The 12,296-nt window shown below is 43.3% G+C and carries 11 protein-coding genes and 1 riboswitch; of the genes, 2 read left to right on the top strand and 9 right to left on the bottom strand.

Annotation, left to right across the window (positions count from 1 at the left end; genetic code table 11):
• Positions 1-40: 40 nt before the first annotated feature.
• Entirely contained in the window at positions 41-1,042 is a 1,002-nt protein-coding gene (gene sppA / locus AC1DVB_RS21715) for a signal peptide peptidase SppA (protein ID WP_063575484.1), read from the bottom strand.
• Between the two features lie 205 nt (positions 1,043-1,247).
• Between sppA and AC1DVB_RS21710 the strand changes: the two genes are divergently transcribed.
• Positions 1,248-2,048, top strand: coding sequence for an NAD kinase (locus tag AC1DVB_RS21710; RefSeq protein ID WP_095679559.1), 801 nt, complete (start codon positions 1,248-1,250; stop codon positions 2,046-2,048).
• A gap of 262 nt (positions 2,049-2,310) precedes the next feature.
• On the opposite strand, the gene AC1DVB_RS21705 is transcribed toward AC1DVB_RS21710, so the two are convergent.
• The 5 genes from AC1DVB_RS21705 to AC1DVB_RS21685 are packed head-to-tail and all read right to left on the bottom strand — an operon-like array spanning position 2,311 to position 5,897.
• On the bottom strand, positions 2,311-3,081 hold the full coding sequence (locus AC1DVB_RS21705) for a TatD family hydrolase (protein WP_477590894.1): 771 nt from the start codon (positions 3,079-3,081) through the stop codon (positions 2,311-2,313).
• Between the two features lie 18 nt (positions 3,082-3,099).
• Positions 3,100-3,837, bottom strand: coding sequence for an ABC transporter ATP-binding protein (locus AC1DVB_RS21700; RefSeq protein ID WP_477590896.1), 738 nt, complete (start codon positions 3,835-3,837; stop codon positions 3,100-3,102).
• Positions 3,827-4,609, bottom strand: a complete 783-nt coding sequence (locus AC1DVB_RS21695; RefSeq protein ID WP_053535931.1) for an ABC transporter permease — start codon at positions 4,607-4,609, stop codon at positions 3,827-3,829. Before AC1DVB_RS21695 ends, AC1DVB_RS21700 begins: the two co-directional genes overlap by 11 nt.
• Positions 4,606-4,890, bottom strand: coding sequence for a thiamine-binding protein (locus tag AC1DVB_RS21690; protein ID WP_239858587.1), 285 nt, complete (start codon positions 4,888-4,890; stop codon positions 4,606-4,608). The genes AC1DVB_RS21695 and AC1DVB_RS21690 overlap by 4 nt, the downstream gene beginning before the upstream one ends.
• Before the next feature lie 11 nt (positions 4,891-4,901).
• Positions 4,902-5,897, bottom strand: a complete 996-nt coding sequence (locus AC1DVB_RS21685; protein WP_477590892.1) for an ABC transporter substrate-binding protein — start codon at positions 5,895-5,897, stop codon at positions 4,902-4,904.
• 133 nt (positions 5,898-6,030) lie between these two features.
• A riboswitch (TPP riboswitch) is annotated at positions 6,031-6,140 on the bottom strand.
• A 313-nt stretch (positions 6,141-6,453) separates the two neighbouring features.
• Here AC1DVB_RS21685 and AC1DVB_RS21680 point away from each other — a divergent pair.
• Entirely contained in the window at positions 6,454-7,281 is an 828-nt protein-coding gene (locus AC1DVB_RS21680; protein ID WP_221408427.1) for a protein-glutamine gamma-glutamyltransferase, read from the top strand.
• 93 nt (positions 7,282-7,374) lie between these two features.
• Here AC1DVB_RS21680 and rarD read toward each other — a convergent pair whose 3' ends face one another.
• The 3 genes from rarD to mbcS all read right to left on the bottom strand — a co-directional run bounded on the left by rarD (position 7,375) and on the right by mbcS (position 11,723).
• A complete protein-coding gene (gene rarD, locus AC1DVB_RS21675) occupies positions 7,375-8,304 on the bottom strand; it encodes an EamA family transporter RarD (RefSeq protein ID WP_057276724.1) in 930 nt (309 codons plus the stop codon).
• A gap of 80 nt (positions 8,305-8,384) precedes the next feature.
• A complete protein-coding gene (locus tag AC1DVB_RS21670; protein WP_454861579.1) occupies positions 8,385-9,986 on the bottom strand; it encodes an amidohydrolase in 1,602 nt (533 codons plus the stop codon).
• A gap of 153 nt (positions 9,987-10,139) precedes the next feature.
• Positions 10,140-11,723, bottom strand: a complete 1,584-nt coding sequence (mbcS, locus tag AC1DVB_RS21665) for an acyl-CoA synthetase MbcS (protein WP_477590889.1) — start codon at positions 11,721-11,723, stop codon at positions 10,140-10,142.
• Positions 11,724-12,296 lie beyond the last annotated feature (573 nt).

The following is a 12,296-nucleotide window of genomic DNA, read 5'->3' as shown; positions in this document are numbered from 1 at the left end:
GTTCATTGTTTTCATTTCTTTCCGTCATCCTTCAGCCCCCCTATTCCGCATACAAATACATTAAGCGTGGAGAATTTGAAGAGGAAAGGATTTTTGTCAAGACTGCCGTTTCCACATCATTTCCCAACATTTTTTGCGCACCCATACTGAATAATGAACCGAAACCTGCCTCATCTGTATAACGGATAACTTGAGCATCCTTTTTACCGATATCCGTTTTCATTGCGGCAATTACATCATCCAAATGGCCGAAATCATCGATTAGATGGTTTTCTTTAGCCTGACGTCCATCATAAATGCGTCCATCGGCAATTTCCCTTACTTCCTTCTCTGTCATTCCGCGTCCGTCAGCAATGACTTTTACAAATTGATCATAAGAATTATTAATCATATTCTGCAGTATTTCACGTTCTTCCCCAGTCATTTCCCGGGTTGGACTCATAATATCTTTGTGTGGTCCGCTTTTGATGGTTTCGAACTCAACACCATACTTCTTGGCCAGCTTCTCGTAATTATACCCATGCATGATGACTCCAAGTGAACCCGTCATCGTTTCTGGGCTGGCATAAATCTTGTCGGCTGGTGCAGAAATATAATATCCGCCTGAAGCAGCCATAGACCCCATTGATACATAAACAGGTTTTTTCACTTTCTTGATATCAAGGATCTTTTCATGAATCTCTGCACTTTCGACGACACCGCCGCCTGGAGAATTCACTCGAAGGATAATCCCTTTGATATCATCATTTTCCTCTGCCATCTTCAGCTTATCCATGAAGGCACGGTGATTATATGTTGCTGAACTTAGTAATGAGGCTTCTCCTGTATCTTGAATCGTGCCCTCTACATCAAATACGGCAATAACATTAGTGTAATCATCGCCTTCTATGACTTCCTCGTAAAATGCACTTTCGGAAGCAAATAATTCATCAATGATATTTTCCGTATCCGCTGTAAATAGAGTAGTGGCCGCCCCTACAGCAATAGATACAAAAAATAAAACGGCTGCGATTCCAAGTGCAGCCCAACGCTTTCCATTCATCTGTTTTCCCCCTTAAATATATGTATCCTTCTTACCATACGAACTAATACCAAAAATGTTTCATTCCATGATAAACTAAGACATATAAAATTGTAGCAAAGAATCCTCAAATTGGAAATGCATTGGTCCATTTTGCACAAATTCCATTTATTGTAAACAGGGTTTAGAAAGCCCTTTCATCACCATACATACTAGGGGGGATACGATGGATACTCGAAGGAATATTTATTTTTTCCATGCACCGAATGAAGAGATGCTCAGCAAGGTTGAATACTTATCAGACTTGGCGAAGCAACATTCGTATGAAGTCATCCAGGATTTCACAAAAGCGAACATCATCGTAAGCATCGGTGATGACGGCACATTCCTGCAGGCAGCCCGTAAAACCGGGTTCAGGGATGACTGTTTATATGCGGGCATTTCCACGACAGGTAACTTGAATATGTATTGCGATTTCCACTTGGAAGACAGTGATAAAATGATTGAAGCCATGACAAGGGAGCAAATCGAGGTGCGTAAATATCCAACCATCTCTATCCAATTGGACGATCAGCCCTCCTTCTATGCCCTTAATGAACTCAGTATCCGCTCTTCGATCACCAAAACGTTCATCATGGATATTTTCATTGATCAACTCCATTTTGAAACTTTTCGCGGGGACGGGATCATCATTGCGACTCCGACCGGAAGCACCGCCTATAATAAATCGGTCAATGGGGCCGTTGTCGATCCCCTTCTCCCTTGCTTCCAAGTGAGCGAGCTTGCTTCCGTCAATAATAATACCTATCGGACCCTAGGCTCCTCATTCATCTTAAGCGGTGCTAAGACGTTGACCGTCCACCTTGAACAAAACGGACCAAGCTATCCGATCGTCGGAATGGACAATGAAGCGTTAAGCATCAATCATGTCGAAAAGGTAAAGGTCCGGTTAAGCAGTAAGGTCATCAAGACCGTTAAGCTAAAAGACAATTCCTTTTGGGAAAAGGTTAAAAGGACCTTTCTTTAAACGAAAGGCTGTTTTCACATAATTTGTTGCAATTTACCAGGTAGTRAGTTGTGGTTGATTTCCCCTCCAGATGCTCGCTTTCCTTGGTGCGGGCGGTGAGCCTCCTCGGCGTAAACGCCTGTGGGGTCTCACCTGTCCCGCAGCTCCCGCAGGAGTCTCGCACTTCCGCTCCAATCAACCTTAAATAGTTTCGTTTTAAAAACAACAATCTTTACGAAAAGAGCCAAACGAAAAAAGGTACCGGATATGATAACCGGTACCTTTATATATGATAAAAATCTTTCGTATTTTGATAAAGGGCTTCATAGACATCCTCAATCGGCAATCCTTTAATCGAAGCAATTTGACGCACACTTTCATGCATCATGCCGGGATGGGTCCATTCCCCATTGAAAACCCCTTCAAACGGCCATGGTCCATCCGTTTCTATCATCATCAGCTTAAGTGGATAGGCCGAAACTAATTCCTGTATTTCCCTCTCATAACAAACATCAGGTGTAATCGAAATGCGGTAGCCCTTTTCGGCCATTCTTTCAACTGTCCGGATATCGCCTTTAAACCAATGAAAGTGTGCCCTTGTAATTTGATGCTTATCCAAAAGGTCGCAAACGATAGGTGCATCGTCATGGACAGCATGAAGGATAATCGGCTTTTCAATCTCTTTAGCTAAGGTCAGGAACCTCTCCAGTATCACTATATATGCTGTGTTATCAATATTGGGGTTTTCCTGCCTTAAGTAATAGGGCAGCCCAACCTCGCCTATGGCAACCATATCGTGACGATGTTCCCGCATCCAGCTCAATAATTCATACACTTCTACATCACTCGGGAGGGGCTGCTCTGGATGAAAACCAAAGGCAGGCTTAATTCGTGAATCTTTAAGTGAAAGCTGATAATTGTTAATCGAAGAAGCCAAATTCATGGAAACAGTCAGCAAGGATTCCAACTGAACCTTTTCCATGTCTTTTTGGATCTGCTTTCGCTTAACAATATCATACTTATCCAAATGGATATGGCTGTCGATGATTCTCAAATGGTATCGCCTCCTTACTTAAGTAGTGAAAGTTGGCTTGAGTGCTGCATATAATTCTCTCTTCAAATGAATAAATTCATCACTAAGAAGCTGTTCTTCTCTTCTTGGCCTTGAAAATGGAACTTTCACTTCTTTGATGACAGCAGCCGGTTTTGCTGATAACACATAAATTCTATCTGATAGGAAAACCGCTTCATCTATGCTGTGAGTGACAAAAAGCACCGACCTCCGATTTTCTTCCCAAACCGACAACAGCCATTGTTGCATTTGCAACCTTGTCAGTTCATCCAAGGCAGAAAAGGGTTCGTCCAGGCACATCAAGTCCTGTGGACTTAAGATACTCCGAATGAATGCGGCCCTTTGCTTCATGCCTCCAGATAATTCATGCGGATATGCTTTATCGTATTCTTCTAAACCAGCTTTCATCAAAAGGTTTTTTGCCTTTTCTTTATCTCTGGTCCCAGCAAGTTCACTTCCAAGCAAAACATTTTCCAATACCGTTCTCCAAGGTAAAAGGGAAGGCTGCTGAGGCATATAGCTGATATGTCCCTTTAAGCCATTTATCTTTTTACCATCCAATGAAATGATGCCATGATCAGGMTTCAAAATCCCGCCGATCAAGTGGAACAATGTACTTTTACCGCTTCCCGATGGCCCAAGGATCGTAACGAATTCCCCATCATTCACATGGAAATTCATATTCTCCAATATATTCTGCTTACCATCGAAAGAATAGGAGACGTCTTTAATTTCCAGCTTCACCCTTTTCGCCCTCCTTTCTCTTCCAAGAAACCAAGTATTTCTCCAGGAAAGTGATGATTCCAAAAAAAATCAGGCTCATTCCCATAATGATGAAAATGGCTACAAACACCCGATCTGTCCTGAACGCTGAAGAAGCGAGAGTCATATAAACACCAATCCCCGATTTTGCCCCAAGCCATTCCGAAATAACCGCACCCATTACACTATAGGTAGCCGAAATTTTCAGGCCGGAGAAAATGAACGGGATCGAGTGAGGAAGTTCCAGCTTCCAAAATAACTGGTTTTTCCCCGCTCCCATCATCTTGAAATAATGCTTAAGCTCGTATGGTGTCTGGCGAAAACCGTCCAATGATGCGACCGCAACCGGAAAAAAACATACAAGTGAAATCACGATTAACTTAGGTAGCATGCCAAAGCCAAACCAGATCACCAAAAGCGGCGCCAAAACAATGATAGGTATATTTTGTGATAGTATGAGCAGAGGATAAACCGCGTCCTTCACACCTGGAAATAGGTGTAGGATTGCCGCGATCAATAAGCCGATGCAGCTTCCAATAAAAAAACCTGACAACGCAAGCTCGGTTGTGGATATAAGGTGTCCGTAAAGATTGCGGGACGACTCAATTCCTTCAATGAAAATGGCCGATGGAGCGGGAAGCAGCCATTCTTCAACTTTCAATAAGACTGTCACTGACTCCCATACTATCAGCAACAATAATAAAAGAAAGAAGGGAGCCCCCTTCTTCCAAATTCCCCTTCCGATCATGCCCGATATTTCTCCGTTAACGTATCCATCGTAATCCCGCTTGGCTGATATAATATTTTCACTTGGGAAATGACATTCGGCGATCCTATTTCAATCATTCTTACATTCATTTTTTCTATCACGGCAAAAAGCTCGGAAAGCTCCCCCTCCATTGTCGTTTCAAGCGGGTGAACCTCATACTTGACACCTGATTCTTCAATGATCTTGATTGCTTCATCGACCATAGGGATGACATTTTCCCCTTTAGGAATAATTTGTATACTAATTAATGTATTGGCCATTGTATTTCCTCCTATTTTGGTAAAAATTCATTGGTAAATGCCTTTTCAGGATCGAAATCACCTTCAAGAAGCTTATTTTCAGTCATCCACTCACTGTAATTCTTCCAAATTTCAAGCTTTTGTTCACCCCATCGCGGAGCATCATCCTGATACTTGGCTGCAAGCCACTCCTGGCTTTTCTTCACTAGTTTTGGATCAAGATCCGGTGCAGACTCAATTAATATATCTGCTGCATCATCAGGATTCTTAATCGCAAACTGGTACCCTTTCGAAGCTGCATGAATGAATGCTTTAACAGTCTCGGGATCTTCTTTTATCATCTTTTCATTTGTAGTCAAAACAGGCGTATAGTAATCAAGCTTATCAGAGTATTCGGTTAAGTACACCATATTAAGCTTTTCATTTCGCAACTCAGCCTCAATGCCTGTCCAACCATAATAAATCCAGGCAAAATCTATATCCCTTTTAACCGAAGTGAAAAAATCCATGTCTCCTGTATTGACTATGTCCACTTTATTTACATCCGCATTTTCCTTTTTCATGAGTGAATCAATAATGGCCTTTTCAACCGGAGATCCCCAGCCACCATACGTTTTCCCTTCAAAATCCTTGGGAGTCGTAATGTCCTTAGCCTCAGGGGAAGCGAATCCCGAAGTATTATGCTGGATGACGGCAGCTACCGAAACAATCGGCACACCCTGTACGCGGGCCTGCGTTATGCCCTCTTGATAGCTCACGCCAAATTCAGATTTCCCTGAAGCGACAAGCTTATCAGCTCCAGCTTCACCTGGCATGATAATTTCCACATCAAGACCTTGTTCTTTAAAATAACCTTTTTCCTTGGCTACATACAATCCTGTATGGTTTGTATTCGGTGTCCAATCGAGCACGACCGATACCTTCTTTAATTTTTCATTTTTAGATGCTTCTTCTTTTTCATTAGTTCCGCCTGCTCCGCATCCAGCTAAAAGGAAGAACGAAGTTAACAGTGGTAAGAATTTATTCAAGTCATTATCCTCCTACACATCTTATAAGATTCATATGCCGGAACCATAATAGGTATCCAGGGCTATTCAAATACTGGATAAAAAAGCAAAAAACGCCCGAAGATGAATTCGGACGTTAACATACAAAACAGAAAATCAGTCATAATATGTTCCCTCCGCTGGCATCACCCAGATCAGGTTCAAAGAGTCAGCATCTAATGGATGCAATCTCAGCCAGCAGTACTGGCCCCCCTACATTTCTCGCACATATGAACTTTTCTCTCTCATTATATCAATTCATGGGGAAAAAGGAATACTAATTTGCTTCTTCTCGCTAATTGGAAAGGTATTCCTGGCACTTCAGGATATCTTGCAAATATCTTTTTGGAACGAAAATCATTGAAAGCAAAATAAATCTGCCTCTTTCCGTTCCAATCATTCTTGGCTGCAACGGCGGCGGACACGTTCCAAATAGTCATTTCTTTGCAAGCATTCATATAATGAGCATAACGTGTAGACATTTTTGTTTACTGGTTTTATTAAACCCTTAATTTCATAAGCAAAAGGTGGATATGTCATGATAAAGATTAATCACAAATGGTTAGATGTCAGTCAAATCCAACCAGGTACAGCCTCTGCCAAATCGCTTGAAACCCTTCAATGCTTGGCGGAAGATTCTAACGTTTTTGAATACCGGAACTTTGGGGATTTTAATTTCGAGATACAGCTGAGGAACCGAGTCATAGAGGCAGCTATTGCGTTGGATAAAAGCGGTCCGGATTTTTCCACACTTGAGGAGTCTCAATCCAATCAACGTTATTGGCACCTTTCAAAGGATGGCACCTTTACCCTTCAGCCAGGGATTCTCCCTCATGCCGCGCTCGTTGACATTTTCATGAATGGAGGGCTTTATGCCTTCGAATGCGGGACAGCAATGGTCGTCACTTTTTTAAAGGCGATTTTGGATTTGATCGGTCCTAGGAATTTCGACCATCTTTTTTCAGACCTATTTTTATATGACTTTCGCCCTCCACAGAATATGGCTCTCATTATTCATCAAGGAAGGGATTATTTACCAGGTGATTGCGTTTACTTCAAAAACCCTGATCACGACTTGGCAACCCCTGAATGGCAAGGTGAAAATGCCATATTATTAGGGAATAACCTCTTTTATGGCCACGGGATCGGGATTACCACTGCACAGGGAATCATCGATGAATTAAATAGCAATAGAAAGCCATTCGCCACCATATCAGCATTTCTGACAACGCATATCATTTCCCTGGATAGTTCCTTCTATAGACAATTCCAACTAAATAATCCCCGTGCCAAGCCCGATAACAGTCCTGCCAGCCTTTCCAATTGTATTGTTTCTGAAATAGGTTCGAAGATATACCTTTCATGACCCTGGCATTTCGCCTATGCCATAAATCCGTTTTATTGAATATCGACATAAAAAAATGCTTGGGCAGAAAATTCCCCAAGCATTTTTTTCTATTCAAGCACCAATATTCCCTTTGCCTTTGAACCTGCGGGCACTTGCCTGCCCCCATTTCGTTATGGATAGTGTATAAACAGCCAAGGCTGACCATATGAACAAAAAGGCTAAAAGATGTGCTTTGGTGAAACTTTCATGATAGACGAATACCCCGATCAATAAAGATAAGGTCGGAGCGATATACTGAAAAATGCCAAGCATCGATAACGGGATCTTCTCGGCCCCTTTTGCAAAATATAAAAGAGGCAATGCCGTGGCAATCCCGCCGCCCACCAACAGCAAGCTTGTGCTCCCGTCTGTAAAGAATTGCATTTCCGACCTGTTCATCAAGTAAATCAGGTAACCTAGGGCCAGAGGCGTTACCATCATCGTTTCGAGCGTCAGCCCGATTGCCGATTCGGCCTTGATCATTTTTTTTGCCAGACCGTATAATCCAAAGGTCATGGCCAAAACAAGAGAGATCCACGGGATCGTGCCGAAATGAATGCCAAGGATCAAGACTCCGATTCCTGCAAGCAGGAATGAAATGATTTGGGCCCCGCTCAATTTTTCTTTTAAGACTATCACTCCCAATAGTACACTGACGAGCGGATTGATATAATATCCAAGGCTCGTGTCGAGGATCCGTCCTGAGTTAACGGCCCATATGAACACTCCCCAATTGGCTGTAACAAGCAGTGAGGCCGTTAGTAATGCCGTAAAGAGTTTCGGATTGCCCATTATGTTTTTGACATAATCTAGAAACGCCTGCCATTTTTTCATGAACATCAATAAAACCAGCATGAACACGAAAGACCATAATACCCTCTGAGCTAAAATTTCTATTGCACCGACTCCCTGAAGGAACTTCCAGTAAATCGGCACAACTCCCCACATCATGTAAGAAAGGGCTGCATAAATCGCCCCTTCTTTTTGTTGATCCACTTTCATAACAAGCCTTCTTTCCATTTACATTCCTTTATCTAATTCCATCTAACAATTTTGTATTTCCATTTCTTTTTTTGCAACTGTTAATTTTTATCATACATGATTTTGTCATCGATGACCGTCATGACCGCCTCAGCTTTCAGGAGATCATCCGGTGCAACAGCAAAGACATCCAGATTAAACACGGTAAAATCGGCATCGTACCCTTTATTGATCATACCGCGGCGTTTTTCCTGGCCGATTGCTGCAGCACTCCCTTTGGTATACAATGCGAAAGCCTCGAAAACGGAAAGCCTTTCAGTCAAACCATATACGGTACGGTCCTCACTGTTGATTTTCATCCTTGTGACAGCGGCATGAATGCCCAAAATCGGATTTAATGGTTCAATGGGTGCATCCGACCCTCCCGCACAAATGATGCCCATGTTCAAATAGGTTCTCCAGGCATAGGAGGATTCCAATAGATCGGCTGATACCTTTTCTTCCACCCACGGAAAATCGGACGGAACGAACCCCGGTTGAATATCAAAGATTACCGGCAGCTTTGCCGCCCGCTCCAAAAGCTCCGGCCGTACAATCTGCGCATGGATGAGCCGGTCCCTCTGTCCCTTTTTCGGGGGGAGGGCTTCAATTGCATTCAATACGTATTCAAAAGCAAGATCGCCAATCGCATGGACAGCAATCGGCATTCCGGCAGCCCTTGCTTTTTTCACCCATTCCTGAAGCTCGTTTTCAGTGAATATCGCGACTCCATTCGTATTCTTTTGATCTACATAAGGTTCGCTCAACAGGGCTGTGCGTCCGCCTAAGGAGCCGTCGGTAAAGATCTTCATGCAGTCGAATTTGATATATCGCGTACCTTTCTGATAGCCGCCGCCTGCTGCCAGCATTTCTTCTAACGCTTCGTGATGGACGAGCAAGTTGGCGCGAAAGGCCATTTCCCGGTCCTCGATTACCGATTTAAACGCCTGATATGTCGGCATGAAGCCATTGTAGTAATGGAGGTCCTCGGTATGACCGCCAGTCAAACCTAGCTTATATGCGTCTTCTATGGCCTCTGTGAGCGCGTTTTCGATATACTCTTGATCAATGCCGGGAAGGCTGTCTAAAATAAGGTTCTGCGCCTGGCTTTCTTTAAATAATCCATTTAAACGTCCGTCAGGATAACGGCAGATCACCCCGCCTGAAGGTTCTTTTATATCTTCTTTAATATCCGCTTCCAAAAGGGCCCGGGAATTGACCACCAAGGCATGACGGCAGACCCTTTTCAATACGATGGGATGATCTGCCGATATCGCGTCAAGCTCATCCCGTAATATCAATTCAGGCCTCGGCCATTCATTTTCATTCCACCCTTCGGCAACGATCCACTTTCCGGCCGGGGTCTTTAAGCACTTTTCCTTCAAGGATTTCATGATCGACTCCCTGCTATCCATCAAAGAGAGGTCTAGACGAAGCAGTCTTTCACCATGTCCGACCAAATGAAGGTGACTATCCACTAATCCCGGCAGCATCGTTTGTCCTTTTAAGTCGATTTCCCTGGAAATATTGCCGGCATGTTCATTTTTCAAATGGTCCAGGCTGCCGGTATCAACAATTACCCCCTTATCAGTGAAGACTGCCTCCACTTGATCATTTTCTTTAACCATCGTATAAATTGACCCATTGAACCATAACGTTCCCATTCCGGCTTTACACTCCTTATTAAATGATTGTTACTGTGCAGATATGCAGTAAGTGTACCATCTCATAACACGAATTCCCATATTTATGCTTTTACCCAAGTCCCTGTCAATAAAAAAACGCCAGCCTTGAAGGCTGACGTCCATGCATTTCAATCAATTGTTAAGGAGTGCTTCTTCCCTTTTCCGTAAATCCACCCGTTTGATTTTACCTGATGTCGTTTTGGGCAGCTCTTCTAAAAATTCGATTTTCCTTGGATATTTATATGGAGCAGTCAATTCTTTCACGTGCGATTGAAGCGTCTTGATCAAGTCCTGGCTGTTCGGATCGATATCATCCATCAAGACGACATACGCCTTGACCACATTTCCCCTTATTTCATCAGGACTTGCTATTACGGCACACTCTTTAACATATGGATGCTTAACGAGTGCATCTTCCACTTCAAACGGTCCGATCGTATATCCCGAACTGATGATGATATCATCAGAACGACCCTCAAACCAGAAATAACCATCCTCATCCTTTTTCGCTTGATCGCCGGTGATATAATAGTCCCCGCGGAATTGCTGCGATGTCCGCTCGGGATCTTTAAAATATTCTTTAAAAAGAGCAGGTGTATCGACATGTACGGCAATATCCCCCACTACGCCAGGCGAACAAGGTTTACCGGAGTCATCGATGATTTCCACATGGTTCCCCGGAGTCGGTTTGCCCATGGAGCCCAATTTAATTTCCATGCCTTTCGTTACACCAACCAACAAGGTATTTTCGGTCTGTCCATACCCATCACGCACTTCAATCTGGAAATGGTTCTTAAAGACCTCGAACACTTTTTGATTTAAAGGCTCTCCTGCTGATACGGCACTATGAAGATGGGATAAATCATAATCATCAAGGTTATCCACCTTTGCAATCAATCGATACTCGGTTGGTGTACAGCATAATGCATTCACTTTGTAGTCCTGAAGCAGCTGAAGATATTTTTTCGCCTCGAACTTCCCATGATAGGCAAGGCCTGTCGCTCCTGTCCCTAGAACCGCCAGGAAAGGACTCCAGATCCACTTTTGCCACCCTGGGCCTGCAGTTGCCCAAACGACATCCGTTTCGCTGATTCCTAGCCAGTTTGCAGCGGACGTTTTCAAATGGGCATAAGCCCATCCATGTGTATGGACGACCCCTTTTGGATTTCCTGTCGTTCCGGAAGTATACGATAAGAATGCCATATCCTCACTCTTCGTGTCAGCCATGGTCAGCTGATCGGATTCCTCATCGGCGAGCTCATTCAAATCCAGCCAATTTTCGATTCGTTTTCCGACTGAAAACTTCAGGAGGCTTTCCGCTCCTTCTATTTCATTCAATTCGTCAGTATATTCATGATAACTGATGATTCCTTTGACATCACCATGGTTGACTCGGTACTGCAAGTCCTTCGCACGAAGCATTTCAGAACAAGGGATGACAATCATGCCAATTTTCAATGCTGCTAAATACACTTGATAAGCTTCCACCAAACGGGGGATTATGATGAGGACCGTATCACCTTTACCCAGTCCTTTTTTCTTGAAGGCATTTCCAATTTTATTTGCACTTTTTAATAAATTCTCATATGTAAGTTGTTTTTTATCTCCGGTTTCGTTCTCCCAAAGTACGGCAACTTTACCTGGATCTTTTGCATAACGTTCCATTTCACTCACTAAGTTGTAATGTTCCGGAGCCAATAAGTCTTCACGCTTCATATTCTTCCCCTCCAATTATGAACTCTTAGTACCTACTCATTATACAAGATACTTCTCTAAAATTTCTATTTATTTTTACAAATTAAAAAAGAGAGCGGGTGTAGGAATCCGCTCCCTTAAGCCAGTAGACAATTCCTATAGTGAGTTTGCCTTCAGTTTTTCTTTTTAAAAATTCCGCTGATTTTCGAAACCCGATCCCTCTCCCGCCGACTATCTGCCAAGCCTCATCAAAGCATGGGCCTGTGGGGTCTCGGCTAGCAGGAGTGTCGCAAATCTCTTCAACCCTTTAAGGAATACTGAAAAAACTATGAAGAGTTATCTAGTTTACCTTTAAAATTTTGGTTCGAGGCGAGAGCAATTCGGAACTCCTTTGCCGAAAATTGATGAAACCGCCAGACTAAAGACGAATTGGAGAAGAGGAGCCAGTTTCCCTACAATATTTCTAAAAAAAGAAGTTCCAGTGATTGGAACGTAAGGTACGAGACTCCTGCGGGAAAAGCGTGGCCAAGGGAGACCCCGCAGGCGAGCGCCGAGGAGGCTCACGGACCGCCCGCGGAAAGCGAGTGCCTGGAG

It is taken from the genome of Peribacillus sp. P4_D6, from assembly GCF_056401795.1.
The sequence above is the reverse complement of the archived record's forward strand: the minus strand, read 5'-3'. Positions and strand labels throughout refer to the sequence as shown.